Origin of the sequence: Micromonospora sp. NPDC003816, from assembly GCF_042874705.1 — a bacterium.
Taxonomy (GTDB): domain Bacteria; phylum Actinomycetota; class Actinomycetes; order Mycobacteriales; family Micromonosporaceae; genus Micromonospora.
Window position 1 is genome coordinate 86,266 of sequence record NZ_JBIANP010000013.1, and the last position, 25,670, is coordinate 111,935.

Genomic DNA, 25,670 nt, shown 5'->3' on the forward strand with positions numbered 1-25,670 from the left:
ACCCGGCACCGCCGACGCTCCGCTGTCAGCGCCGGTGATGCAGCAGCGCGGCGGTGCGGGCCATCCGGTCGGTGTAGAAGGCGGGTTCCGCACCCGGCCGCCAGGGCAACGCGGCGACCAGCACGATCAGGGCCAGCGCCAGCGAGTTCTCCATCAGCGCCCCGAACAGCCCGTTCTCGTAGTGCGAGACCTCGGGGAGTTGGTGTTCGTACGGCCAGATCGGCGAGATCAGGAAGAGCAGGTAGAGCCCGATCGCGGCGATGCCGTGGCGGAGCCCGGTCAACGTCGGGTACCAGATCGGCGGGCGCAGCGTGGAGACCCCAGGTGGGCCGCCGTACGTGCCGGAGGGGGACCGCACGGCCGGACCTCGACTGGCGTCGTGACGGCGGATCGCCGCGTCGGCCAGCACGATGATCGCCGGGATCACCCAGACGAGGTGGTGCGTCCAGGAGATCGGGCTGATCACGTTGGCGGTCAGGCCGACCAGCGTGAAGGCGGTCAGCTCGTCACCGTCGGCGTGTGACTGCGAGGCCCGGGACAGACCCAGCGCCAGCACCAGCACCGCGAAGGCGAGCCAGAGCAGCGTCGGCGTCTCGATCGAGTCGTACAGCCGCGCCAGCAGACCGGCCAGGGACTGGTTGGGCGTCATGTCGGCCGCACCGACCCGCTCGGTCTGCCACAGCACGTTGCCGAAGTAGGCCCGGGACTCGGCGCCCACGACGCCGAAGCTGCCGATGGTCACGGCGACGGTGGTGCCGATCGCGGTCGCGGCCGCCCGCCACTGGCGAGTGATCATCAGATAGAAGATGAACAACGCCGGGGTGAGCTTCACGGCCGTGGCCAGGCCGATGCCCACACCGGCCCAGGCACCACCGTAGACGAACCGCAGCAGCGGACCGTCGCTCTCCGCCTGGTGCGTGCCGCGCCGCGACCGCCAGCGCAGCGCCACCAGATCAGCCATGATCAGGGCGAACAGCAGCAGGTTGACCTGCCCGTAGCCGAGGGTCTCCCGGGCCGGCTCGATGGCGAGGGCGATCGGCGTGGCGAGGGCCACCGTGTACCACAGTGGCCAGCCCAGCCGGTCCACGATCGGCCGCAGCAGGGCGGCCAGCACCACCGCCAGCACCACGATGCTGACCAGCGCGTTCACCAGGCCTGCCACGCTCACCGGCAGGTGCGCCATGGGCAGCATCGCCAGCCCGGCGAAGGGTGGGTAGGTGAAACCCAGGGTGGTGTCGGGCGCGACGAACTCGTACAGCTCGTGACCGCTCGCCCACCAGACCACCGCGCCGTGGTAGATCTTCATGTCGAAGAAGTTGTACGGACGCCCGAAAGCGCCGATGGCAAGCCATGCGGCATAGGCGACGGCGGCGACGATGCCGGCCCGTACGACTGTCCTACGATCGATCCCACGCGTTACGCGGCGGACTGCGGCGAGGCGGTCCGGCCTTTTACCGACGCTCGTCGGCATGGCTCGGCCACCCCCGTACCAAGGTCGTCCTACCCGTCCAGGTCCGGTAGGGAGCCTAGAACGGCGCCTCACGTCAGTGCCTCCCGCGTTATGCGACCGTGTCCGATCCCACACAATCTTTTGACATTTCCACCGCGTTAACGCCTACCGGGCGGTTCAGGTGATTCGCGGCCTTAGCCAGTGTGGGGGTGGGATAAATGCAGGTCAGCGAGGAGCGACTGCGACTCAGCCGGGGATTCGGCGCGCGGTTGCCGCCGAGCGGACGGCGATCCGGGCCTCACGGCGTGCGGTCCGGACGGCACGGCGTACCGACCGTCGTGAGTGGCCGATGCGGTGACCGGCCCGCCACCGCAGTCCCGGCTTCCCCTCGGTGTCCGCCGCCGCGAGCAACAACCCGCCGAGGAGGCCGAGGTTCTTCAGGAAGTGAATCTGGTTGTTGTTCCGCGCCGCCGGGTCGTCGTTACGCCAGAAGGGATGTCCGGCGAGGGTGACCGGGACCAGCGTGCCGGCCAGCACGAGGGCCGCCGGCCGGGTGAACCTCCCGGTGGCCAGCATCAGCCCGGCACCGAACTGGACGGCGGCGTTGGCACGGATCAGGCTCACCGTGTCGGTGGGGATGCGGGCGTCGGCCCGTTGCAGCAGCGGCGCCACCCGGTCGGTGACCGGCTGCGCCGCAGGCACCAGGCGTTCGGGGTTGGTGAAGTTGCGGGCGCCACTGACCACGAAGATGCCGCTCAACATGGCGCGGGCGAGGGATCGTACGGGCGTCATGGAACAGTCATACCCCGTCCGTGACCTCGACATGCCCCGCAACGGCCCATCTCGATCGATCGGGTGGGTCGGATGGGCCGAGTGGTGAGGACGCCACGCCGATTCCAGCGACCGTCACTGATGCGTGCGTCGCGCGCGGTAACCTCCCGGCGTGACGACGCTGCGGCTCCGACCCGAGGACCCGGCAGACACCGGCGCGGTCCGCCGGGTACTGGCCGCCGCCTTCGCCCGCCCCGACGTGGCCACGCCGCCGGAGGTACGCCTCGTCGACGAACTGAGGGCCGGCGACGCGTGGCTGCCGAGGCTGGCGATGGTCGCCGAGTACGGCGGCGAGATCGTCGGCTACGCCCTGCTGACCCGGGTCCGGGTCTGCGCGGACGGGCTCAACGCCCCGGCGCTGGTGCTCGGGCCGGTGGCGGTGGCACCGCACCGACAACGGATCGGGCTCGGCAGTTCGGTGGTGCAGGCCGCCCTGGAAGCCGCCACGGAACTCGGCGAGCGACTGGTCGTGGTGCTCGGCGATCCGGCGTACTACCGGCGTTTCGGCTTCAGCCGAGCCGACCGAATGGGCCTGACCAGCCCCTGGTCCGGTCTGGGCGAGCCATGGCAGGCCCTGGTCCTGCCCCCGTCGACGAGCAACGAACCACCCCCACCCCACGGCGACGTCGTCTTCCCCCCACCCTGGTCCAAGGTCTGACCCCCGCCCCCCGCCCCCGCCTCACGTGCCCCCGGGCCGCCCGCCCCACCCGCCCCTGGCCCCGTCGATCATGGAGTCGTGGCGCTACGAGAACGGGTGATTCCGGTACATAACCTCGACCAGAAGTCCATGATCGGCGGGGCGGGGCGGGGCGGGGCGGGGCGGGGTGCGGCGCGGTGGGTGTCAGGCGGGTTGGGTGCGGAGGTAGCGACCGAAATGCGGGACGGTGAAGGCGACCGTGCCGCGCTCCCCGGAGTAGATCAAGCCCTTCTTGATCAGGGCGTCCCGGGCCGGGGAGAGGCTGGCGGGCTTGCGTCCGAGAGCACGGGCGATCTCGGCGGTCGGTACCGCGGCGTCCATGTCGTCCCGGCCGCCTCCGTCGGTTGCCCCCTCGACCAGGGAGAGCGTCGCCATCGCCCGCATGTACTCGCGTTCGGCGGGAGTGGCCCGCTCGAAACGTGAACCGAAGAAGCCCACCGCCAACTCGGCCTCGGCCTCCGGGGCGGCCACCCGTACGTCGGCGTCGGTGATCGGTGATCGGGGGGCATGGTCCCAGGTCGCCTTCCCGTACGCCTGGACGAAGTACGGGTACCCGCCGGACTTCTCGTAGAGCAGGTCGAGCGCCTTCGCCTCGTACTCCACGTTCTCCCGCTCGGCCGGCGCGCAGAGTGCCTGGTCGGCCGCGATGCGGTCGAGCCGGTCGATGCGCTGGTAGCGGAACAGCCGCTCGGAATACGACTTGGCGGCGCTCAGCACCGCCGGCAGGTGCGGCAGTCCGGCGCCGACCACGATCAGCGGTGCGCCGAGTTGGGAGAGTTCGTGGCAGGCCGCGCAGAGTGCGGAGACGTCCTCCGGCCCGAGGTCCTGCATCTCGTCGATGAAGACGGCGACGCCGGTGCCGACGTCGCTGGCCACCGATGCGGCGTCGGTGAGCAGCTCGACCAGGTCGATCTCGATGTCGCCGGAGTCGGCCCGGCCGGTTGCCGCCGGTACGTCGATGCCGGGTTGCCACCGGTCGCGTAGCTTGGCGGCCCCGGCGCGACCGGTCGGGGCGCCCCGTTGGGCGAAGGCTTTGAGGACCCCGAGGAACGCGTCGATCCGGTCCGGTGCGCGATGCCGTGGGGCCAGTTCCCGGACGGCCATGTGCAGGGCGGCGGCGATCGGTCGGCGTAACGACTGGTCCGGGCGGGCCTCGATCTTGCCACTGCCCCAGAGGCTATTGATCGCCTGCGAGCGCAGCGTGTTGAGCAGCACGGTCTTGCCGACGCCCCGCAAACCGGTGAGCATCAGGCTCCGTTCCGGGCGACCTCGGGCGATGCGTTCCAGCACGATGTCGAAGACGTCCAGTTCCCGCCCCCGCCCGGCCAGTTCGGGCGGGCGCTGACCAGCGCCCGGAGCGTACGGGTTGCGGACGGGATCCACGAATCGCACAGTATCGGCCCGTCTAGGCGGGGAGCTAGACATGGATAGACGGGGCTACCGGCGTGTTGCCGGTCGAGCAAAAACTAGTGCTGTCTAGCGTGGACGCTAGACAGCACTAGTTTTACCGATCGTCGGTACGCTCCTGGTTCAGCCGCGTTGTTTGAGGCAGAGCACGAAGTCCAGCGAGTCCAACTCGCTGTCGTAGAAGTACCAGTTGGTGTAGCCGTCGACCGGCGCGCACTTCGCCTCGGCGTCCCGCTCCCCGCTGGTCTCGCCGTCGAAGCGGCGCAACACCTCGTACGACTTCGGCGCGCACTCGCTGATCACCAGCTTGGGCTTGCCACCGGCCGGACCCTCGTTGCGCACGCACTGTCCCGGCTCGACGAACCGAGGATCGGTGGACGAGCCCTCCGACGGCGTACCGGCCGGAGTCTCGTCCTCGTCGTCCGGCTCTGCCGGGGTCACCGGTGCCTCCTCCGGCGTGGGGGCGGCCACCGGCGTCGGCGTCTCGTCGTCCGTCCCGAGCAGGTAGAACGCGGTCGCGCCGCCGAGCACGAGCACCAACACCGTCGCCAGCACCGCGAAGATCCGGCCCCGACCGCGTCCCCGCTCCGACGGCGACACGGGCTGTCCCGCGTACGCGGTCTCCGCCGCGCCGTCCTGATAGGGCGGGTACGCCGCGGTGTCGTGCGAGTCGTCTCCGTGGCCCGCGTCATGTCCGCTACCCCGGTACGGCGACCCGCTCGCTCCCGGACCGTAGCCGCCACCGTAGGACTGCCCACCGTGGTGGGACTGCCCACCGCCATAGGACGGGCCGCCGTCGTAGGACCGGCCACCGCCGTGGCTCTGACCGTCGTCGTAGGACCGGCCACCATGGCCCTGGCCACCACCGTAGGGTTGCCCGTCGCCGCCATACGGCTGCCCGCCGTGGCGCTGGCCGCCGTACGCCTCGTCATGGCCCGGCTCGTGCCACGGCGACGGGCCGCCGCTGCCCGGTGGTCCGTAGTTCGCCATGCACGCACTCCTGAGGCCGTGGGTGGAAACGCTGGGCCGGTGGCGGGCCGTCGTCCACGTCACCGTAGCGCGTGGCCGTCTCACCGACTGTCCGTACGCGATCACGGACCGGTCACTCCGCCCTCCGCTCGCCCTACGGCGGGCGGAGGGCGAACGCTCAGATGAGCCGGAGCTGATGGTCCTTCGGTCGCCGAGGTCCGGCGGCGTCGCCGAGCCGCTCGAAGAGGCCGGCGTCGATCACGTCGAGGAATGGAGACGGTCGGCAGTCACGTTCCGAACCGTGCCGGACCCGCCGTGCCGCGTGGCTGACGTAGAGCCGGTCCTGTGCCCGGGTCAGCCCGACGAAGAACAACCGTCGCTCCTCGGCGATCGCCTCCTCGTCCGGGGTGGTGCCCGGCCAGCGCAGCGGCAGCAGTCCGTCCTCGGCCCCGACCAGGAAGACCACCGGGAACTCCAGGCCCTTGGCGGCGTGCAGCGTCAGCAGGGTGACCGCCTCGGCACGGGGGTCGAGCGCGTCCACCTCCGCCCCGGTCGCGAGCTGGGACAGGAACGACTCCAGGTCGTCACCGCACCGGCGGGCCAGCGGGGTCAGCAGGTCGACCGCGGTTCGCACGTCCTCCGGCCGGACCCCGTGCGAGCCGTCGAGGGTGGGGGTGGCGAACCGTTCCGCGAGCGACTGGCCGGCGAGGCGTACGCGGGCGGGCAGTGCGCCGTCGACGCCGGTGAGGTGCCGCAGTTCGCGGGCGATGGCCATCACGCCGGGCCGGTCCCGCAGCCGGTCGTGCGATCGCTTCTGTACCGGGACGTTCGCCCTGGCCAGAGCGTCCACGATCGGCGCGGCCTGGGAGTCGGTGCGGTAGAGCACCGCGATGTCGGAGAAGGACAGGGTGCTCGACCGCCCGTCGATGCGACCGGAGTCCAGCGAGCGGTGGGACAGGCCGCCGACCAGTTCGTCGACGGTGCGTACCACGAAGTCGGCCTCGTCGGCGACGGACGCCGCAGCGTACCGCCCGACCAGCGGGGCCTCCGGGTCGAGCCGGGCCGGGTCCAGCCGGCGTCCCCGGACCAGCGACGAGGGCGCGATGGCCTGCACGGCGGCGGCCAGGATCGGCGCCGACGACCGGTAGTTGCGGTTCAACCGGACCAGGCGGGCGTCGGTGAAGTCCTGGGAGAAGCGCAGGAAGTATCCGACGTCGGCGCCCCGGAACGAGTAGATCGCCTGGTCCGGGTCACCGATCGCGCAGAGGTTGCCGTCGGCGGGGCTGAGCAGGCGCAGCAGGTCGTACTGCACGGCGTCGACGTCCTGGTACTCGTCGACGAAGATCCACTGCCAGCGGTCCCGGTAGCGCTCGACCAGCCTGCGATCGTCGCGCAGCAATGCCACCGGCAGGGTGAGCAGGTCGTCCAGGTCGACCATGCCCTGCTTGCGCAGCAACGACGTGTACCGGGCCGCATCGTCCCCGGCCTCCGCACGGGCCGCCGTCCGCTCCGCGTCGTCGGCGATCCGGAAGTCGTCCGGCAGACCGGCGGTGGCCGCGTTCTCGCGCAGGATGGTCAGTCCGAGCGAGTGGAACGTGCCCACCGTGACGTCCTCGGCGACCGGCCCGAGCAGCCCGTCGAGTCGGTGTCGCAGTTCCTCGGCGGCCCGCCGGGTGAAGGTGATCGCCAGGCACCGCTCGGGGAAGACGTTCAGCTCCGCGCAGAGGTACGCGATCCGGTGGGTCAGCGTACGGGTCTTGCCGGTGCCCGGTCCGGCGACGATCAGCAACGGGCCGCCGGGTGCCGAGGCGGCCACCCGCTGCATGGCGTCGAGCCGGTCCAGCAGCCCGCTGCCCACCTCCTCCATGCCGGCGAGCATCGGCTCGAACGGTTCGTGCGGGGAGGGCGGCGGCGCGATCGGCGGGGCCGGGGCGGGCGCGGGTGCCGCCCTGCGCTTCGGCTCCGCCTTGGCCGCCGTCCGCTTCGCCTTCGCCTCCGAGCCGGTCGACTCGGCCGGTCGCCGCTGCGTGGGCACCTGCACCGGTACGTCGAACAGCGTCTCCTGCCCGCTCGATGCCGCACCGGCACCCAGCTCGGCCGGGTCGAAGAGGGTGATGACGCCGTACTCGCCGTCGTAACCGGGCACCCGACGGACCTCGTCGCGGCGCAGTCGGCCGATGCCCTCCGCGAGCAGTTCACCGCCGACCCGCCCGATGTCGTCCAACGGGGTACGGGTCAGGATGTCCAGCTCGGCGCCGAGCGCGGCGACCAGGTCGGTGAGCTTGCCCTCGACCTTCTTGGAGCGCGGGCCCACCTTGTTGATCTCGCCGAGGATCTCGGCGAGCTGGATCAGGTGGGTCACCTCGGGCGCGTGCTCCGGCCGGTACCCCTCGGGCCGGTCGGCCAGGTCCTCGACCCGGCTCAGGACACCCACCGTCAGCGGCTTGCCGCACTCCGGGCAGCGTCCGCCGGCCGCCCTGGTCCGCTCCGGTGCCCAGTTCACCCCGCACAGCCGGTGGCCGTCCGCGTGGTACTTGCCCTCCTCGGGGAAGAACTCGATCGTGCCGGCCAGCCCGTCGCCGGTCCGCAACGCCTCCCGGATGCCGAAGTAGTCCCGTTCCGAGGCGAAGACGGTCGCCTCCCGGGCCAACGCGGGCGGCGAGTGGGCGTCCGAGTTGGAGACCAGCCGGTAGGCGTCCAGGCTGCCGACCCGCCAGTTCATCGCCGGGTCCGAGGAGAGCCCGGTCTCCACCGCGAAGATGTGCTCGGCCAGGTCGGCGTAGCAGTCGGCGATCGCGTCGAAGCCGGACTTCGAGCCCAGCGCGGAGAACCACGGCGTCCAGATGTGCGCCGGTACGAGATAGCCGTCCGGGCTCGCCTCCAGCGTGATCTCCAGCAGGTCGCGGGAGTCCAGGCCGAGGATCGGGCGGCCGTCCGACCCGAGGTTGCCGATCCGGCCCAACGCGGTGTTGAACCGGCCCACCGCGTCCAGGTCCGGCAGGTAGATCAGGTGGTGGACCTTGCGGGTCCGGTCGTCCCGCTTGTAGATCGTCGAGATCTCGACGCTGAGCATGAACCGGACCGGGTCGATCTCGGCGTGACTGGACAGCCGGGGCGGCAACCTGCGGGCGATGTCCCGCTCGGCATCGTCGGACAATCGGTATAAACCGGGCTCGGCGGGACGCAGGGTCTCGCGCAGGTGGTCATACCAGGCGGGGTGGGTGAAATCACCGGTGCCGAGCACCGCGATGCCCTTACGTTTCGCCCACCAGCCGAGGTTCGGCAGGGTCAGGTCACGGCTGCAGGCCCGCGAATATTTCGAGTGGATGTGCAGATCCGCGACGAAGGGCGGGCGGCCACCGGGGGGTACGGCGCTGAACGGAGGCACGCCGCATCCTGCCACGACCGGCCACGCCCGTGCGCGCCGCCACGCTCGGGCGTGAGGTTCGCTATGCCGAACGCAGTTCCACGAGAGTGACCTGAGGCTCCGCGCCCACCCGCACCGGCGGGCCCCAGAAGCCGGCCCCGTTGGTCACGTAGACCTTGGTCCCGTCCACCTCGCCCAGGCCGGAGACCACCGGCTGCTCCAGCTTGACCAGCAGGTTGAACGGCACGATCTGACCGCCGTGGGTGTGACCGGAGAGTTGCAGGTCGACGCCGTACTTCGCGGCCTCCATAGCGGCCACCGGCTGGTGGGCGAGGAGCACCACCGGTCGGGACGGATCCCGGTCGGCGAGGGTGGCCGCGTAGTCGGGCGGTGCGGAGACGCCGGTGCCCACGGCGCTGACGTCGTTGACACCGGCCAGGTCGAGCACGCCACCCCGGGCGGCGATCTCCAACCGCTGGTTCTGCAGGACCCGCAACCCGAGCCGGTCGACCTCGGCCACCCACTCCTCGACGCCCGAGTAGTACTCGTGGTTGCCGGTGACGAAGTAGCTGCCGTGCCGGGCCCGCAGGTCGCGCAGCGGAGCCGCGTCCTCGCCCAGCTCGGCCACCGTGCCGTCGACCAGGTCACCGACCACGGCCACGATGTCGGCGTCCAGGCGGTTGATCGCGGCGACGATGCGCTCGGTGTGCGCCCGACCGGTCAGCGGCCCGATGTGGATGTCGGAGACGGTGGCGATGCGCAGGCCGTCCATGCTGCGCGGCAACTTCGCCAGCGGAATCTGCACCCGGTCCAGTCGGGGCGGACCCATCGCGGTCCGCACCCCGTACCCGACCAGGCCGGTGGCGGTGAGCCCGGCGAAGATCGCGGCGCCACGGGCGAGCAGCAACCGGCGGGACGGGTCGTGGTCCGGGCCGACCGCGCCGACGGCCGGCCGGTCGGTCGCCCCGGCACCCGCGTCGTCGGCTGCCGGGGCGTTCGGCCCGGCGTCGTCGGTGCTCGGCGGATCCGCCGGGGTGGCGCTGCCGACCATCGCCGGCTCCGGTGCGGCGGTCGCCGCCCGGCGGCGCAGCACCCGCCGCGTCACCAGCATCGGCACTTCCAGCACGACGAGGATCACCAGCAGGTAGAACATCACCGCGAGCCAGAGGTATCCCGGCCAGGCGAGCCAGTACATCCCGGACCGGGTGCCGATCATGGTCGCCGGTACGAGCAGCGCCAGCACCACCGCGCTGACGGTGCCGATCCGCCGCCAGCGCCCGGCGGCGGTGGTGTCCTTGACCAGCCGCTTCCAGAGGTAGAGGTGGATCAGCCCGGTGATCAGGGCAAGCGTGGCCACGAAGCCGAGTACCGCGAACACGTGTGTGGATCCCCCTCAGCCACCGGCGAAGGGAGGCAGGACGTCGATCGTCGCTCCGGCCGGCAGCGGCTGCTTCCGATCATGACAGGTGACACCGTCGACCAGAAAACTCGCCACCTTGAGCACCGGCACCAGTCGCGCGCCGTGCCGGTCGGAGAGCTCCGCCAGCACCTCGTCCAGCGATCGCCCCGCGGTGGTGGTCTCCTCGGCGCGACCGGCGGCAGCGCGGGCCCCGGCGAAGTAACGGACGGTGACGGTCGCCACGGTCACCCTCCGATGGCCGACATGGGCCGGGTCGGTTGCAGGAAGGTCGGGTCGTCGATGCCGTGCCCGGCCCGCTTGCCCCAGGTCGCCGCCGTCCAGCGGCGGGCCACCTCGTCGTCGTCGGCCCCGGCCCGCATCGCGTCGCGCAGGTTCGACTCCTCGGTGGCGAAGAGGCAGTTGCGGATCTGGCCGTCGGCGGTGAGCCGGGTCCGGTCGCAGTCGCCGCAGAAGGGCCGGGTCACCGTGCCGATCACGCCCACCCGCGCCGGGCCGCCGTCGACCAGCCAGGTCTCGGCGGGTGCGGTGCCGCGCGCGGTCGGGTCCGGGCTCAGCGCGTACGCCGAACGCAGCGTCGTCAGGATCTCCTCGGCGGTGACCATGGCGGCGCGGTCCCAACCGTGCTGGGCGTCCAGCGGCATCTGCTCGATGAACCGCAGCTCGTAGCCGTGGTCGAGGGCGAAGCGGAGCAGTGCCGGTGCCTCGTCGTCGTTGACGCCCCGCATCAGCACCGCGTTGACCTTGACCGGAACCAACCCGGCCTCGGCGGCACCGGCCAGACCGGCCAGGACGTCCGACAGCCTGTCACGTCGGGTGAGCCGGGTGAAGCGTTCGCGGTCCAGGGTGTCCAGCGAGACGTTCACCCGGTCCAGCCCGGCCGCCCGCAGCGCCGGAGCCAGCCGGTGCAGTCCGATGCCGTTCGTGGTCAACGACAGCCGGGGGCGGGGTTCGAGTGCGGCAGCGGCCGAGACGATGTCGACCAGACCCGGACGGATCAGTGGCTCGCCGCCGGTGAAGCGGACCTCGGTCACGCCGAGTCGGCACACCGCCACCCGGATCAGCCGGATCACCTCGTCGTCGGTGAGCAGCTTCGGCCCGGCCAGCCAGGGCAGTCCCTCGGCGGGCATGCAGTAGGTGCAGCGCAGGTTGCACTTGTCGGTCAGGGAGACACGCAGGTCCCGGGCGACGCGGCCGTACCGGTCGACGAGGGCGCCGGCGGTCGGCGGGGCGACGCTCACCCGTCGACCGTAGCGCGCTCGGCCCCGCTCAGGGTGGCCCGGGCGGCGTGGACGACCGAATCCCGGTACGCGCCGCCGAACAGGGCGGTGTGCACCAACAACAGGTGCAACTGGTGCAACGGGACCCGGTCCCGCCATCCGTCGGCCAACGGCCAGGACTCGTCGTACGCGGCCAGGATCCGGTCCGCGTGGGGTGCCCCGCCGAAGAGCGCGAGCTGGGCGAGGTCGGTCTCCCGGTGTCCACCGTGCGCGGCCGGGTCGACCAACCAGACCCGGTCGTCGGCGCCCCAGAGCAGGTTGCCCGGCCAGAGGTCACCGTGGATGCGGGCGGGCGGCTCGTCGCCGCCGAACTCCTCGATGCGGGCCACGACCTGCTCGACGTGCGCGGCGGCGGTGGCATCCAGGGCGCCACCGTCGACCGAGCGACGCAGGTAGGGCACGATCCGGAACTGCGCGAACCAGACCGGCCATGGACCGGCGTGCGGAGTGTTGTCCGCCGGCAGCGCGCCGATGAAGCCCGGCCAGGGTGCCCCGAAGGCGGGTGCCCCGGCCCGGTGCAACTCGGCCAGCTCACGGCCGAAACGGTCGGCCGCCGTCCGTCGAGGCTCGCCCGGCTGCACCCATTCCAGCGCGAGCAGGTCGGGCAGCGCCACCAGCACCTCCGGTACGCCGACCGCACCGGCCTCCCGCAACCAGCGCAGCCCGGCCGCCTCGGTGGCGAAGAAGCCCTCCGGCACCTCTCGGTCGGCGTGCTCCGGCCAGGTCTTGGCGAACACCGAGTGCCCGTCGTCCAGGGTCAACCGGCTGGCGGCACAGATGTCGCCGCCACCCACCGGCGTCTCCCGGATCCGCTGATGGGTCAGGAAGGTCGGCAACTGCTCCGGATGCGCCCGCAGGTACGCCAGATCCATCCCCGCAAGGTATCCCTTCGGATGCAAGGAAGGGCCCCCTACTAACGCCTTGTGTATAGGAAGGGTCCCCTCCTTACATCCGTACGCCGGGCGCCGAGGTCGGGTGAACCACGCTGAACTGGGTGAATACCTAGGGTGACTGTGGATAACCCGCGTGTCGTCCACAGGGGCGGCGGCGGGAAGGGGGCCGCTCGCAGGCTGGCCTCATGAACTCCACGGACCTGCCCCGCCTCACCGTCAGATCCCCCGCCGACCTCATCGCGGCCGTGCCGTACCTGCTCGGCTTCCACCCCACGGACAGCGTCGTGGTGGTGGCGCTGGCGGGCTCCCGGATCGTCTTCGCCGCCCGGGCGGACCTGCCCGGCGAGGGTGATCCTCGGGAGTCGGCGGAGCACATCGCCACGGTGACCGGGCGGCAGGGCGCCGACTCGGCCACGGCGATCGGGTACGGCCCGCCCGAGCGGGTCACTCCGGCCGTGGACGCGGTCCGGGTGGCGCTTGCCGACGCCGGGCTCACCGTGGTGGACGCGTTACGGGTGACCGGTGACCGGTGGTGGTCGTACGTCTGTCAGGAGCCGGAGTGCTGCCCGCCCGAGGGCACCCCGTACGACCCGAGGGCCAGCGCGGTGCCGGCGGCGGCGGTCTTCGCCGGCCAGGTCGCGTTGCCTGACCGGGCCGCTCTCGCCGCTGCGGTGGCCCCGGTCGGCGGGTCGGAGATGCGGCGCGCCGCCGAGCGGGCCGATCGGCGACTCGCCGACCTGCTGGCGGAGGCGCCCCCGGCCGACCTCCTCGGCGGTCGGGCGCTGCGGACGGCGGGGGTGGCGGTGCTGCGGGCCACCCGACGCCGTCACCGCGACGGGACGCCATTGGCCGACGACGAGGTGGCGTGGCTCTGCCTGCTGCTGACCCACCTGCCGGTGCGGGACCACGCCTGGGAACGCACCGACGGCCGGGACGAGGACGTGGCGTTCTGGACCGAGATGGTGCGCCGGGCCGAGCCGGACCTGTCCGCCGCGCCCGGAGCCCTGTTGGCGTTCGCCGCCTGGCGGGCGGGGCAGGGCGCACTGGCGGCGGTGGCGTTGGAGCGGGTGTTGGCCGAGCATCCGGACTACTCGCTCGCCCTGATCGTGGACGACCTGCTCCGCCGGGGAGTGCCGCCGTCACGCCTGGACGGCTGGCCGAAGGCGCTGCGGCGGGGCGGGCGTCGGCCCGGCCGTCGCCCGCGATGATTAACAAGAAGTCTTGTACGTCACTTCTTGTATGTCTAGGGTGGCGACATGCCGAACGACGAGAACGTGCTGCACCTGACCGACCCCCGTGCCATGCGGGCGCTCGCCCACCCCACCCGGCTCCGGCTCCTCGGCGAACTGCGGCTGCGGGGGCCGCAGAGCGTCGGGATGCTCAGCGACGTCGTCGACGAGGCGGTCGGTTCGGTCAGCTACCACCTGGGCAAACTCGCCGAGCACGGCTTCGTGCGGGAGGCTCCGGAGTGTGCGCGCAACCGTCGGGAGAGGTGGTGGCGCGCTGCGCACACCACCACCTCGTGGGAACCGCTGGAGGCACTCGACGACCCGGAGCGGAAGGTCGCCTCGGACCTGCTGCGACGCGCCGTGCTGGAGCGGTACCAGGAGGCCCTGAACAGCTACCTCGCCGCCGAGGCGACCTTCGAGCCCGAATGGGTACGCGGCACCGCCAGCAGCGACAACGCCTACCACCTGACTGCTGCGGAACTACGGGAACTGCGGACCGACCTGGAGGCGCTGGCCGTGCGCTGGCAGAAGCGCAGCGACCCGGATCGCGCCGACGCCCGCCGGGTCACGATGATCTATCACGCTTTCCGGCGGCCGGAATGAGTCGCCCGACCCGTGTGCCGTTGGTCGGTCTGCTGGTCGGACACACGGTCTCGCTGACCGGCAACATGCTCACGATCATCGCGCTGCCCTTCTACGTACTCGCCGAGACCGGTTCGCCGGTCGCCACCGGCATCACCGGTGCTGTCGCGACCGCGCCGATCGTGCTCGGTGGCGCACTGGGCGGCGTCCTGGTCGACCGGATCGGCTACCGCCGCGCGAGCGTGCTCGCCGATCTGGTCTCCTGCCTGACGGTCGCCGCGATCCCCCTCCTGCACGCCACGGTCGGACTCCCGTTCTGGGCGCTGCTCGCGCTGGTCTTCCTCAGTGGTCTGCTCGACACGCCGGGCCAGACGGCCCGGGTCGCCCTGCTGCCCGAGGCGGCCATCGCCGCCGGCCTGCCCACCGAACGGGCGATCGGCTGGTTCGAGGCGACCGAGCGCGGTGCCCGGCTGCTCGGTGCGCCGGTGGCGGGTCTGCTGGTCGCCACCCTGGGGGCGTTGCCCGTGCTGGTGCTCGACGCGGCCACGTTCGTGCTGTCCGCCGTGGTCGTCGCCGTACTGGTGCCGGCGAACCTCCAGCCCGGTGCCGACGAGCCCGCGACCGGCGACGCCACCGGTTACTGGCGCCAGTTCGCCGCCGGCGTCCGGTTCCTGCTCACCGAGCCTTTGTTGCGGGTGCTGGTCCTGTTGGTGCTGGTGACCAACTTCTTCGACGCGACCAAGACCAACGTGCTGCTGCCCGTGGTCGCCCATCGTGATCTCGGCGGAGCGGCGGCCCTCGGGCTGCTCGTCGGCGCCATGGGCGGCGGGGCGCTGGCCGGCTCGTTGCTGTTCAGCGCCGTCGGTCACCGGCTACCCCGCCGGGCCACCTTCGTGGTGGCCTTCGCGGTGGCCGGTCCACCACCGTTCCTGGCGATGGCCGCCGGGCTGCCGTTGCCCGGTCTGCTCGCCGTGTTCGCGACCGCCGGCTTCGCCGCCGGGGCGATCAACCCCATGATCGGCGCGATCAAGCTCGAACGCGTGCCGGTCCGGATGCGTGCCCGGGTGTACGGCGTGATCGGCGCAGGAGCCTGGGCCGCCATCCCGCTCGGCGCACTCGGCGCGGGCTTCGCCAGCGAACACCTCGGCACCACGACCACTCTCGTCGCGGTCGGCGCCGGCTACCTCCTGGTGGTCCTCACCCCACTCCTCGGTGGCCCGTGGCGGAACATGGGTCGGCTACCGACCCCGACTAGGAAAACCGTCCCGGGGGCTCGACAGGCCACGGCACCAGCGCCGCAGTCGGACCGGGATACACGGATAATCACCGGATGAGCGAGTGCCCGGGTGGTCCGGTATGAGTGTCGCGCTGCTGCTGTCCCTCGTGGGACTGGCACTCGTCGACAGCACCAGCATCGGCACCCTGTTCATCCCGGTCTGGCTGCTGCTCGCCCCGGGTCCGGTTCGCCTCGGACGGGTGTCGACCTATCTGGGCACCATCGCCGGCTTCTATTTCGTGGTCGGGCTGCTGCTCTACTTCGGCGGCAGCGGGTTGGCCGAGATGTGGGGCGGTGCGCTGGACAACCGACCGGTGCTGTGGGGGCAACTCGCGCTCGGTGTCGGGTTGTTCGTGTTGAGCTTCCGGTACGACGGCAAGCGCGGGGGCGGTGGCGGTCGGGTGCTGCGCTGGCGCGACCGGGCGACGTCTGGTGACGCGTCGGCGCGTTGGCTGGTCGGGTTGGCGGTGTTCGCCGCGTTGGCCGAGGTGGCGACCATGCTGCCGTACCTCGGTGCACTGGGCCTGCTCACCACCTCGGGCCTGGGCGTGCCGCAGGTGATCGCGTTGCTGGCGGAAACTGCCTGGTCATGATCCTGCCGGCGGTGGTGCTGCTGGGCGCACGGGTGGCCTGGCCGAGGCGGATCGAGCCGCTGCTCGCCCGCCTCAACGCGTGGATCGTGCGGTCGTCCGGCAGCATGCTGGGCTGGGTCCTGGGCATCGCGGGCTTCCTCATCGCCCGGGACGCCGCAGTTCGGTTGGAGCTGTTCGACCTGCTGGCCAACCGCTGAGCAACGGTCAGCCGGTCACCCGCTGGGCGCCGGTGTAGACGTTCATCGTCCGGCCGCGCAGGAAGCCGACCAGGGTGAGCCCGGCCTCGGCCGCCAGGTCGACCGCGAGCGTGCTCGGCGCCGACACCGCTGCGAGCAGCGGCAGCCCGGCCATCCACGCCTTCTGGGTCAGCTCGAAACTGGCCCGGCCGGAGACCAGCAACAGGTGCCCGGCCAGCGGCAGCCGCCGTTCGCGGACCGCCCAGCCGATCACCTTGTCCACCGCGTTGTGCCGGCCGACGTCCTCGCGCAGCACCAGCAACTCGCCGTCGGCGGAGAACAGTCCCGCCGCGTGCGACCCGCCGGTGCGGTCGAAGCCCCGCTGTCCGGCCCGCAGCCGCTCGGGAAGCTCGGCCAGCACCTCGGCGGGGACGGCGAGTGGGTCGGCGGCCACGTCGAACCGGGACCGGGTACGGACCGCGTCGATGCTCGCCTTGCCGCAGACCCCGCAGGCGCTGGTGGTGTGGAAGTGCCGGGTCGTGTCGGTGCCGGGCGACGGTACGCCCGGAGCCAGCGTCACGTCGACCACGTTGTAGGTGTTCGGCGTCTCGGTGCCGGCGCAGAGCTGCGCGGTGGACACGTCGTCCGCCGAGCCGATCAGCCCCTCGGTGAGCAGGAAGCCGAGCGCCAGATCCAGGTCGGCGCCGGGAGTCCGCATGGTCACCGAGAGGGGAGGACGTCGGTCCGGCCCGGCCGGCCCGACCCGGATCTCCAGCGGCTCCTCGGCGGCGAGCGTGTCCGGCCGGCGGACCCGGATCCGTCCGGCGTCCGTCGCGTCGAGGTCGATGCGGAGCACCCCGCGTCGCTCACTGGCCCGTCCCATCCCGCCATCCTGCCCCGCCCGCTCACCCCACCGCATCCGACCGCTCACCCCGGCCACCCTGTCCGGCTGGACCGCCCGGCCGAGAGCCGCCTCGGGCCGGTTGCAGGGTCGGAAACGGCCGATCCCCTGCGGGTTACCGTGATCCGGTGACGGTGTACGCGGCGATCGTGCTCGCGGGTGGGTCCGCGCGCCGGATGGGCGGGCGGGACAAGCCGGCGCTGCCCGTCGGCGGCGTACCGATGCGCGAACGCGTGCTCGCTGCTGTCGCCGACGCGACGCCCCGCATCCTGGTCGGTCCGGGGCCGGCCCCGTCGGGGGTGCTCCCGACCCGGGAGTCACCGCCCGGTGGTGGTCCGGTCGCCGCCACCGCAGCCGGGATGGCCCTGCTCGAACCGGGTGTACCGGTCGTCGCGCTGCTCGCCGCCGACCTGCCGTTGCTGACCCGACCTGCCGTCGGTGACCTGCTGCGTCAGCTGGACACACCGCCGGTGGACGGGGTGTGTTTCGTGGACGCCTCGGGACGGCGACAGACGTTGTGCGGCGTGTGGCGTACCGCTGCCCTGCGCGCGGCGCTGGACCGGCTCGCCGGACGGCACGCCGGAGCGCCGCTGCGGGATCTGCTCGCCGGGCTCACCGTGCGCGAGGTGAGCTGGTCAGGTGGCGGCCCGCCGCCGTGGTTCGACTGCGACACTGACGGTGACGTACGCCGGGCGGAGGAGTGGGCGCGATGACGGTGCTGGACGACTGGGTCACGGCGGCCTGCGCGGAACTGGGACTGGAACCGGCTCAGGTGCCGGTGTCGACCGTGCTCGACCTGGCCCGCGACGTCGCCCACCAGGTGGTGCGTCCGGGTGCCCCGGTCACCGCGTACCTGCTCGGCCTGGCCGTGGGACGCGGCGCCGACCCCGTCGCGGCGGCGGCCCGGCTCGCCGACCTGGCCGGCACCTGGCCGGTGGAGTTGGGCGGCGACCAGCCGGCCGACTGACCACGACCGAGGGTTGTCCGATCACGGTCCGGGCCGCGCCGACCGACACGGCGGCTGGGTAGGGTGACCGGAACGGACGGAGGCGATCATGACGGCAGACCACCCCTCGGCGCCGCCCGGCACGCCGGCGCATCACCACGAGTCGATCCTGCTCGACGAGCCGACCACGGCCGACCTGCGGGCGAAGGTGACCCAGGCGTGGCGGGAGTTCGCGAGGGCGCTGGCCGACCGGCTGGTCGACCTGCCGGCGGGAGCGCGCGTGGAACTGACGCTCGACCCGACCGCCTCGGGTACGGACGACGCGGTCTATGCCGTCGGGGCCGACGTGGGCGCGGACGGCCGGCTCAACGCGCGCGCGGTCGGCAACGCCACCCTGCCGCAGGGCTACCGGCTGGATCGTGCGGCCGTCGCCGACATGGTCGCGCTGGGCTGGTCGCCGCCGGGTGTGGTGGAAGGCTCCGGTGACCAGTTCGGTCTGCACTGCGGGGTCGACGAGGCGACCCGGCTGGCGGCGGTCCTCTCCCGCACGTTGCGGGACATCTACGGTGCCCCGCATCCCGCGTTCCTGGTCTATCAGATCGAGGACGCCGAGGGTGAGCCGCTTGCGGGTCCGCCGCTGGGCACGGCGCGCAGCGAGTTCGGCCTGGTGCGGGAGATCGGCACCGAGCTGGAGGAGGCGCTGGCCGCCGCCGGTGGGGACGGCGCGGAGACCGAGGTGCTGGATCTGGCCGAGCGGGTACGCACGGTCGTCTCCACCATGCTCAAGTCGGACTCGGATCGGGTCCAGGTCGACTCCGACGGCGACATCAACATCCGTGCGGGCTCGGCGATGGTCTTCGTCCGGGTCCGGGACAACCCGCCGCTGGTCGACGTCTTCTCCCCGGTCCTCACCGAGGTCGAGCCCACCGAGCGGCTGTACGTCAAGCTCTCCGAGCTGACCAACCGAATGCCGATCGGTCGGCTCTACTGTGCCGACGACACCGTGTGGGCCTCGATCCCGGTCTTCGGCCGGAACTTCCAACCCACTCATCTGATGCTCGCCGTGCAGGTGATGACCGGCCTCGCGGACGAGTTGGACGACCGTCTGCACGGCGAGTTCGGCGGCAAGCGCTTCTTCGGCGAGGGGGACAAGCCGGGACGGGGTGAGCACCGCACCGGCATGTACCTCTGACCGTCGACCGCCTCGCGCCGCTGTGCGGTGGAGGCGGGTGGGACCCGGAAACCCCGAGAAACCGGGCCCCACCCGCGTGGGAGGAAGGTTCAGGTCGTCGCGATCCAGCCGACGCTGCGTGCGGTGGTCGGGTCGGTGGCACGCAGGCCGCTGGCGGAGACGGTCCAGAGCACGTCACCGACCACCAGCGACCGGCGTACCGGGGACCACGTCCGCCGGTTCTCGCGGTCCGTGGACGGGTGGGTCACCTCGCCGATCTCGCGGACGGTGTCGCTGCCGACGCGCAGCAGCCGGATGCCGCCGCCCACCGGCAGGGCCACCAGGCCGCTGTCCGGCCGGTACAGGAAGGCATGCGGGTCGTGCTCGGCACCGGACCACCCTCGGGGCAGATGCCACTGGTCCAGCCGGTGCGGGCGGCCGGGCTCGCGAACGTCGAAGAGGGAGACCTGTACGCCCTGGGTCCGCCCCCGCGCGTCAGCCTCCTGACCCACCCCGAGCAGCCGGCCCTCGGGCAGCGGGTGCAGGTAGCCCGAGTACCCGGTGATCTTCAGTTCGCCGGTGACCCGGGGCGCGCCGGGGTCGGTCAGGTCGAGTGAGTAGAGCGGGTCGGTCTGCCGGAAGGTCACCACGTACGCCACCGGCCCGAGATAGCGCACCGCATAGATCCGTTCGCCCCGGCCGAGCCCGCCGACCATCCCGGCGGGCACCAGTGATCCGCCCTCGCGGCGCAGCACCCGCACCGCGGACTCGGAGGTCCGGCCCTCTGCCCTGCCGCCCCAGACGTCACCGGTGGTGGTGGCCACCCGCAGGTGCCCGTTCCACTCCGACAGCGCGTACTGGTTGATCAGCCAGCCGGGCACGGTGCCCGAGGCGACGAAGCGGGGACGCGCCGGCGACGCGGTGTCGAACTGGTGGATCTCGGTGACCTCGTCGGTCGACGGTCGCCCGCGGGTCGTCGCCACGACCGGCCGTGCACCCGCGAGGTAGAGACTGGTCGCGGTGCCGTAGACGGTGCTCGCGTCGGCGACCACGCCGACCGGGTCGCCGTCGCCGAGACGGTCGGTGGCCAGGTCGAAGCTGAGCACGGTCAGCGTCGACGTGCCGGTCATCCGTGCCGGGCGGCTCAGCCGGTCGCAGCCGACCCGTCCGGTGTGCCGTTCGCCGCCCGCCGTCCACTCGTACTCGGGCAGCCATGCCCCGATGCCCGCACGGGCGATGACGCCACGGTTGCGCGCGGTCCGTTCCCGGTCGCTGCCGTCCCTGTCGAACGGGAACTCCAGACGGGGCGACGAGTTCACCACCACCCGGGCGGTCGTGCCGGTCAGCCGCGCGTCCACGGTGCGGCCCTGGATGCGGTACGTCGCCAGCACCCGTGGTGCACCGGAGAGGTCGACCAGGACCAGCCGGGTGTCACCGAGCGGACCCCAGATCCGGCGCGCGACACCGGTGGGCGTCTCGCGCGGGGTGGCCTCGGTCAGGACCAGCGCCCGGTCACCGAGCAGCAGCAGTCGCTGATCCGTCCAGCGCAGGCGCTCGTGGCCGTCGGTCAGGTCGAGTTCGCCGGTGATCCGCCGGCTGGCCGGGTCGACCACCCGCAGCACGCCGCCGGTGGTCGTGACGATCCGCCGTCCGTCGGTCTTGACCAGGTCCGGCTCGTCCACGCCGACTTCGTGGTTGTTGGTCGTCGAGTGCTCCGGCGCGGCTCCTGTCGGCGCGGAAAGGGCCTCGGAACCCTTCGCCACGGCACCGGCTCCGAGGGCGCCGCCCCGGTCGCTGAACGTGCGCCAACCCCCACCGAAGCCGTACGGGCCGACCGAGGCGGCGGCCGCCGCGCGCAGCTCGGTGAGGGCGTCCGCGCAGGAGTCGAAGGAGACCAGACCGACCGGCACCATCCGCCCGTCCGTCCCGACGGGTGGCGCCGGGGCCGGTGCCGCCGACATGCTGCCGGCCAGCAGCGTCAGCGCGACCAGTGTGCCGCCGGCGGCGGTGGCCTTGATTCCCCGTGTCATGCGCGGTTCGACGCGGCGTCCCGCGCTCCGGTTCCCCGACGGGTGGCATCGGCCGGGGAACCGGAGGTGGACCGGAGAGCTATGTGGACGGCAGCCAGGCCAGACGCGACCGTGCCTGGGGCGGCTGCGACGATGCGGGGAGCCGGGCCCGCCCCGGTGGCCGGGTCGGACGTCTGCGGATCTGCCGTCTGGTTCAGTTCGTGGAGGGTCCGACGCCCGGGGACTCCACCAGTCGGGAGAGCACGATGGTGCTGCGGCTGGAGGTGACGAACGATTCGGCCCGCAGTCGCTCCAACGCTTCTTCGAGGTGGGCGATGTCGGCGGCCCGCAGGTGGATGAGCGCGTCCGCCTCGCCGGAGACGGTGTACGCCCCGACCACCTCGGGGTGACGGCGTACCGCCGCACCGAGCTGGGCCGGAGTGGTGCGGCCGGCGCAGAACAGCTCGACGAACGCCTCGGTGGTCCACCCGACGGCGGCCGGGTCGACGATGGCGGTGAATCCCCGGATCACCCCGGCCGCCCGCAGTCGGTCGACCCGTCGCTTGACCGCCGGAGCGGAGAGTGACACTCGGGTGCCGATGTCCGCGTACGAGGCGCGAGCATCCGCGACGAGCAGCGCAATGATTCGTTGGTCGACGACGTCGATCTGCAATGTTCTGCTCCTGAGAAGCAATGTTTGCGGCTGTTACTAAAGTGGCACCCTACCTACCCTTGGTGACCGTGAACCAGCAGCGAGTACCGCGAAAGCGGACATATCTCATGTGCTCGCCCGAGCATTTCACGGTCGAGTACGCGATCAACCCGTGGATGGACGTGACCGCCTCGGTCGACCCGGAACTGGCGGTCAAGCAGTGGGCCCGCCTACGGGAGACGCTGGTGGGCCTCGGCCACGACGTGCACCTGCTGGTTCCCGAACCCGGCCTGCCCGACATGGTCTACGCCGCCAACGGCGCGTTCACGGTGGACGGCACGGCCTACGGGGCGCGGTTCAAGCACCCGCAGCGGGCCGCCGAGGCCGCCGGGCACCGGGCGTTCTACGAGTCCCAGGGCTGGCGGTTCATCGCGCCGAACGAGACCAACGAGGGCGAGGGTGACTTCGCGTACCTGCCGGAGGCGCACGGCGGGCTGGTCCTGGCCGGGTACGGCTTCCGCACCGAACTGCCCGCGCACGCCGAGGCACAGGAGGCGCTCGGCCGTCCGGTGGTGTCGTTGCACCTGATCGACCCGCGCTTCTATCACCTGGACGTGGCGCTCGCCTCGATCGACGACGGCAACGTCGTCTACTACCCGGGTGCGTTCTCCGCCGCCAGCCAGCGGGTGCTCGCCCAACTCTTCCCCGACGCGGTGGTGGCCGACGACGACGATGCGCTGTCGTTCGGCCTGAACCTGGTCAGCGACGGCGCCAACGTGGTGCTGAACAGCGAGGCGACCCGGCTGGCCGGTCGGCTCAAGGCGGCCGGGTACACGCCGGTGCCGGTGGAGCTGGCCGAACTCAAGAAGGGCGGCGGCAGCGTGAAGTGCTGCGTCGCCGAGCTGCGGCCCTGATCCGACGCCCGGGGCCGGCCGTCGCACCGGGCCGGCCCTGGACCCTGCGTCGACTCAGCCGAGCGTGGCCAGCTCGCTGACCAGCACGTTGGACAGCAGTTGGCCGTCGCGCTGCACCTCGCGCAGATACCACTTCTGCTGCGGGGTACGCGGCTGGTTGAACTGCCACGCGCCGCGCGGGCTGTCGATCTGCCCGATCCGACCCAGCGCCAGATTCACCTCCTGCGCCGTCGGGGTCGCACCGGCGAGGCGGATCGCCTGGTCGAGCACCTTGGCCGCGTCGTAGGAGGCCATCGCGTACGTGGTGGGCGAGGCGTTGTGCTTCTTGCGGTACGCCGACGCGAAACGGCGGTTCGCGGCGTTGTTCAGGTCGGCGGAGTAGTTCAGGGCGGTCCGGATGCCGAGCGCGTCGTTGGCCGGGCGGATGCTCTCCAGCACCGTGCCCTCGGTCAGGAACCCGGGCGCGTAGATCCGGCCCCGGAATCCGGCGTCCCGCAGCTGCATGACGAACTCGACCGCCGCCGCACCGGAGTAGAAGCAGAAGACGGTCGACGGGCTGCGGCTCAGCGCCTGGCTGATGTCGGTGGCGTACGCCGCCTTGCTGGGGCTCGGGCTGCCGGTGGTCCAGATCACCGGGTCGGAGATCCTCGGGTCGGACTCACCGAACTCCTGGCGGAAGCCGCGCAGCACGTCCTCGCCGCCGCCACCGCCCTCGGGCAGGATGATGGCGACCCGGTCGGCCGTACCCAGCTCGTCCTTGAGGTAGCGGCCGAGCGCCCGGCCCGCCTCGTCGAGCACGTACGACGTACGCCAGATGTAGACGACGCTCTGCAGGCTCGGTGGTGAGGCGTTGGAGCCGATCAGCGGTACCCGGGCCTGCTCGACCGCGTCCCGGATGCCGAACATGACGGCGGAGCTGGCGACGCCGGTCATCGCGAGCACGTTCTGTTCGAGCAGGGTGCTCACGGCGGCCTGGCCGGACTTCACGGTGTCTCCCTCGTCGGCGACGACCAGGTCGACGGGGTGGCCGCCGAGACTCCGGTCGTTCAGGTCGAGGTAGAGCTGGAAGCCGTTGGTGAGTTCGTCGCCGATGGGTTTGTCCGGGCCGGCCTGCGGCGCGATCAGACCGATTTTGATCGGACTGCCGCCCGTGACGGTGGTGGTCCCCTCGTCGCCGTCCGTGCCACACGCGGCGACGAGGCTCCCTGTTCCGAGCGCGGCCAGCAACTGTAGTGCTCGCCTGCGGTTCATCTGCGACACCGGGTTCCCTTCAACACGTGTTGCCTGGGCGGGTACGCCCCATCGGCGTTCTACCTGCTTCGCGACGCTGCGTCAATGATTAATGATCTTCGCCAAGAGACCGCAACACGCTGGTTACCTTGGGCCAGGCCGGCGCCTCGGGGTCGATGAGCCCGAAATGCTCGCATCCGGAAAGCTCTACAAGGCGCATATCGGCCCCGGCTGCCTGGTTTGCGGCCACGTACGCCCTGCTCATGGCGACCGGAACCTGTTCGTCGAGCGTGCCGTGCATCACTACGGTGCGTGTCGGGAGCGGTACCACGGATCGCGGGTCGACAGCCGCGTACCGGTCGGGTACGTCGGCCGGACCACCACCCAGCAGGGCCGCCACCGCACCCCCGTCCAGGTCCAGCCGGTACCCCTCGGCGAGGTCGGCGACCGGCGCGAGAGCGAGCACTCCCGCCACCGCCTCCGGCACGTGTCGCGCCGCGTGCAGGGCGAGGTGGCCACCGGCGGAATGACCGACCAGGACCGCTGGTGTCGGTGTCACCAGACCGGGCAGCACCTCGGCCGCCAGCCGGGGAAGTGCGGTCACCGCGGCCAGGACGTCGTCCGTCGTGCCGGGCCAGCCGCCGCCGGGTTGCCCGGTCCGCCGGTACTCCACCTGTGCCACCGGATGACCGAGCGCGGCGAGCGCGGCGGCCATCGAGTCGGTGTGCCGCCGGTCGTACTCGTGGCGCCAGAAGCCCCCGTGTACCACGACCACCAGCCGTCGGGAGGACCCGGTGCCGGACGGCCGGCGCAGGTCGGCGACCTGGTCGGGGTGCTCGCCGTAGGCGACGGTGACGTCCGGGGCGGCAGCGGGACGGGTCAGCACGGCCCGCGGGTCGGAGGTCATCGGCCGACCGTAGCGCGCAACGCGCCGGGCCCGGTGCCGGGTGGAACGCGCGGTGACCGGTGCATCGCAGGGCGGAGAGAACGGGCGAGTAGTCCGTGCACCGGGCCGCCGGGCGGGAACGGCGGGGACTGGGTAAAGATGGGTGCCATGACCGAAGCACACTCAGCTGGACAGAACGACGAGCCTGGCCAGGACGATGCCGGGCGCTCCGGCACGGTGGTGGTGGTCGGGCCGGACGGCCGCCCGGTCGGCACCGTACAGACCGACGAGGGCCCCGGCGAGGACCCGACGCGCCTGGTCGAGCAGCCGGCCAAGGTGATGCGGATCGGCAGCATGATCAAGCAGCTCCTGGAGGAGGTCAAGGCGGCCCCACTCGACGACGCCAGCCGACACCGGATGCGGGAGATCCACGAACGCTCGATCGTCGAGCTCAAGGAGGGCCTCGCCCCCGAGCTGCGCGAGGAACTCGAACGGCTCTCGCTGCCGTTCGCCGAGGACCAGGCGCCCAGCGAGGGCGAGCTGCGGATCGCCCACGCCCAGCTCGTCGGCTGGCTGGAGGGCCTGTTCCACGGCATCCAGGCCGCCCTGGTGGCGCAGCAGATGGCCGCCCGGGTACAGCTCGAACAGATGCGTTCCGGCCGGCAGGCGCTGCCCAGCGGCCCCGCCGGGGCGGTGCTGCCGGGGATGCCCGGCATGGGCCAGCCGGGTGGTGCCGGTGGCGAAGGACACAGCACCGGTCAGTACCTCTGACCACCGCGCGCGTCGTGCGACCT

General features: G+C 72.1%; 25 protein-coding genes. 11 read left to right on the plus strand and 14 right to left on the minus strand.

What is annotated here, in order from left to right; all coding sequences use genetic code 11:
* Window positions 1–25 precede the first annotated feature (25 nt).
* Both ACFYTT_RS27680 and ACFYTT_RS27685 read right to left on the minus strand, forming a co-directional pair.
* Entirely contained in the window at window positions 26–1,471 is a 1,446-nt protein-coding gene (locus ACFYTT_RS27680) for a glycosyltransferase 87 family protein (RefSeq protein WP_176095588.1), read from the minus strand.
* 225 nt (window positions 1,472–1,696) lie between these two features.
* Window positions 1,697–2,242: a DoxX family protein gene (locus ACFYTT_RS27685; protein WP_131053439.1), complete on the minus strand. Its 546-nt coding sequence runs from the start codon at window positions 2,240–2,242 to the stop codon at window positions 1,697–1,699.
* A gap of 151 nt (window positions 2,243–2,393) precedes the next feature.
* Here ACFYTT_RS27685 and ACFYTT_RS27690 point away from each other — a divergent pair, with 151 nt between their 5' ends.
* Complete coding sequence (locus ACFYTT_RS27690; protein WP_131053438.1) at window positions 2,394–2,939, plus strand: GNAT family N-acetyltransferase; 546 nt, start codon at window positions 2,394–2,396, stop codon at window positions 2,937–2,939.
* Window positions 2,940–3,122: 183 nt separating this feature from the next.
* On the opposite strand, the gene ACFYTT_RS27695 is transcribed toward ACFYTT_RS27690, so the two are convergent.
* The 7 genes from ACFYTT_RS27695 to ACFYTT_RS27725 form a co-directional block, all read right to left on the minus strand.
* Entirely contained in the window at window positions 3,123–4,361 is a 1,239-nt protein-coding gene (locus ACFYTT_RS27695) for an ATP-binding protein (RefSeq protein ID WP_131056729.1), read from the minus strand.
* A gap of 147 nt (window positions 4,362–4,508) precedes the next feature.
* The gene (locus ACFYTT_RS27700; RefSeq protein ID WP_176096064.1) at window positions 4,509–4,985 is read right to left on the minus strand and encodes a hypothetical protein; all 477 of its coding nucleotides are present in this window, start codon (window positions 4,983–4,985) and stop codon (window positions 4,509–4,511) included.
* 547 nt (window positions 4,986–5,532) lie between these two features.
* Complete coding sequence (locus ACFYTT_RS27705) at window positions 5,533–8,742, minus strand: UvrD-helicase domain-containing protein (protein WP_387263490.1); 3,210 nt, start codon at window positions 8,740–8,742, stop codon at window positions 5,533–5,535.
* 61 nt (window positions 8,743–8,803) lie between these two features.
* A complete protein-coding gene (locus ACFYTT_RS27710; protein WP_387263493.1) occupies window positions 8,804–10,099 on the minus strand; it encodes a metallophosphoesterase in 1,296 nt (431 codons plus the stop codon).
* A 15-nt stretch (window positions 10,100–10,114) separates the two neighbouring features.
* Window positions 10,115–10,369 (minus strand): MoaD/ThiS family protein, encoded by a 255-nt coding sequence (locus ACFYTT_RS27715; protein WP_350698018.1) that lies wholly within the window; start codon window positions 10,367–10,369, stop codon window positions 10,115–10,117.
* Complete coding sequence (gene moaA / locus ACFYTT_RS27720) at window positions 10,366–11,379, minus strand: GTP 3',8-cyclase MoaA (protein WP_176095584.1); 1,014 nt, start codon at window positions 11,377–11,379, stop codon at window positions 10,366–10,368. Before moaA ends, ACFYTT_RS27715 begins: the two co-directional genes overlap by 4 nt.
* On the minus strand, window positions 11,376–12,290 hold the full coding sequence (locus ACFYTT_RS27725; protein WP_387263497.1) for a fructosamine kinase family protein: 915 nt from the start codon (window positions 12,288–12,290) through the stop codon (window positions 11,376–11,378). Before ACFYTT_RS27725 ends, moaA begins: the two co-directional genes overlap by 4 nt.
* Window positions 12,291–12,496: 206 nt before the next feature.
* On the opposite strand from ACFYTT_RS27725, the gene ACFYTT_RS27730 reads away from it, so the two are divergent.
* Genes ACFYTT_RS27730 through ACFYTT_RS27750 form a run of 5 tightly spaced genes read left to right on the plus strand, consistent with a single transcriptional unit; the run spans window position 12,497 to window position 16,188 of the window.
* Window positions 12,497–13,519 carry a DUF4192 domain-containing protein gene (locus ACFYTT_RS27730; protein ID WP_387263500.1) on the plus strand — a complete coding sequence of 341 codons (1,023 nt, stop codon included), beginning with the start codon at window positions 12,497–12,499 and terminating at the stop codon, window positions 13,517–13,519.
* Window positions 13,520–13,567: 48 nt separating this feature from the next.
* A complete protein-coding gene (locus ACFYTT_RS27735) occupies window positions 13,568–14,143 on the plus strand; it encodes a helix-turn-helix domain-containing protein (protein ID WP_176095582.1) in 576 nt (191 codons plus the stop codon).
* Complete coding sequence (locus ACFYTT_RS27740; RefSeq protein WP_387263503.1) at window positions 14,140–15,456, plus strand: MFS transporter; 1,317 nt, start codon at window positions 14,140–14,142, stop codon at window positions 15,454–15,456. Before ACFYTT_RS27735 ends, ACFYTT_RS27740 begins: the two co-directional genes overlap by 4 nt.
* A 22-nt stretch (window positions 15,457–15,478) precedes the next feature.
* On the plus strand, window positions 15,479–15,991 hold the full coding sequence (locus tag ACFYTT_RS27745) for a GAP family protein (protein ID WP_387263506.1): 513 nt from the start codon (window positions 15,479–15,481) through the stop codon (window positions 15,989–15,991).
* Window positions 15,988–16,188 (plus strand): hypothetical protein, encoded by a 201-nt coding sequence (locus ACFYTT_RS27750; RefSeq protein WP_387263509.1) that lies wholly within the window; start codon window positions 15,988–15,990, stop codon window positions 16,186–16,188. The genes ACFYTT_RS27745 and ACFYTT_RS27750 overlap by 4 nt, the downstream gene beginning before the upstream one ends.
* A 7-nt stretch (window positions 16,189–16,195) precedes the next feature.
* Here the strand turns inward: ACFYTT_RS27750 and fdhD are convergent, their stop codons facing one another.
* Window positions 16,196–17,050, minus strand: a complete 855-nt coding sequence (gene fdhD / locus ACFYTT_RS27755; RefSeq protein ID WP_387263511.1) for a formate dehydrogenase accessory sulfurtransferase FdhD — start codon at window positions 17,048–17,050, stop codon at window positions 16,196–16,198.
* A 146-nt stretch (window positions 17,051–17,196) separates the two neighbouring features.
* Here fdhD and ACFYTT_RS27760 point away from each other — a divergent pair, with 146 nt between their 5' ends.
* The 3 genes from ACFYTT_RS27760 (at window position 17,197) to ACFYTT_RS27770 (ending at window position 19,206) form a co-directional block, all read left to right on the plus strand.
* Window positions 17,197–17,781 carry a molybdenum cofactor guanylyltransferase gene (locus ACFYTT_RS27760; RefSeq protein ID WP_387263514.1) on the plus strand — a complete coding sequence of 195 codons (585 nt, stop codon included), beginning with the start codon at window positions 17,197–17,199 and terminating at the stop codon, window positions 17,779–17,781.
* A complete protein-coding gene (locus tag ACFYTT_RS27765; RefSeq protein WP_176095578.1) occupies window positions 17,778–18,035 on the plus strand; it encodes a DUF6457 domain-containing protein in 258 nt (85 codons plus the stop codon). The genes ACFYTT_RS27760 and ACFYTT_RS27765 overlap by 4 nt, the downstream gene beginning before the upstream one ends.
* Window positions 18,036–18,123: 88 nt before the next feature.
* Complete coding sequence (locus ACFYTT_RS27770) at window positions 18,124–19,206, plus strand: hypothetical protein (RefSeq protein ID WP_387263517.1); 1,083 nt, start codon at window positions 18,124–18,126, stop codon at window positions 19,204–19,206.
* Between the two features lie 89 nt (window positions 19,207–19,295).
* Here the strand turns inward: ACFYTT_RS27770 and ACFYTT_RS27775 are convergent, their stop codons facing one another.
* Together ACFYTT_RS27775 and ACFYTT_RS27780 are read right to left on the minus strand one after the other, a co-directional pair.
* Window positions 19,296–21,215 carry a beta-propeller domain-containing protein gene (locus ACFYTT_RS27775; RefSeq protein ID WP_387263520.1) on the minus strand — a complete coding sequence of 640 codons (1,920 nt, stop codon included), beginning with the start codon at window positions 21,213–21,215 and terminating at the stop codon, window positions 19,296–19,298.
* Between the two features lie 193 nt (window positions 21,216–21,408).
* Window positions 21,409–21,867, minus strand: coding sequence for an Lrp/AsnC family transcriptional regulator (locus ACFYTT_RS27780; RefSeq protein WP_176095575.1), 459 nt, complete (start codon window positions 21,865–21,867; stop codon window positions 21,409–21,411).
* Between the two features lie 59 nt (window positions 21,868–21,926).
* Between ACFYTT_RS27780 and ddaH the strand changes: the two genes are divergently transcribed.
* Window positions 21,927–22,760, plus strand: coding sequence for a dimethylargininase (ddaH, locus tag ACFYTT_RS27785; protein ID WP_368660297.1), 834 nt, complete (start codon window positions 21,927–21,929; stop codon window positions 22,758–22,760).
* A gap of 54 nt (window positions 22,761–22,814) precedes the next feature.
* Here the strand turns inward: ddaH and ACFYTT_RS27790 are convergent, their stop codons facing one another.
* Entirely contained in the window at window positions 22,815–24,020 is a 1,206-nt protein-coding gene (locus ACFYTT_RS27790) for an ABC transporter substrate-binding protein (RefSeq protein WP_176095574.1), read from the minus strand.
* 79 nt (window positions 24,021–24,099) lie between these two features.
* Window positions 24,100–24,897 carry a S9 family peptidase gene (locus ACFYTT_RS27795; protein WP_131052370.1) on the minus strand — a complete coding sequence of 266 codons (798 nt, stop codon included), beginning with the start codon at window positions 24,895–24,897 and terminating at the stop codon, window positions 24,100–24,102.
* A 138-nt stretch (window positions 24,898–25,035) separates the two neighbouring features.
* On the opposite strand from ACFYTT_RS27795, the gene ACFYTT_RS27800 reads away from it, so the two are divergent.
* Window positions 25,036–25,647, plus strand: coding sequence for a bacterial proteasome activator family protein (locus tag ACFYTT_RS27800; protein ID WP_176095573.1), 612 nt, complete (start codon window positions 25,036–25,038; stop codon window positions 25,645–25,647).
* The last annotated feature ends 23 nt before the right edge of the window (window positions 25,648–25,670 follow it).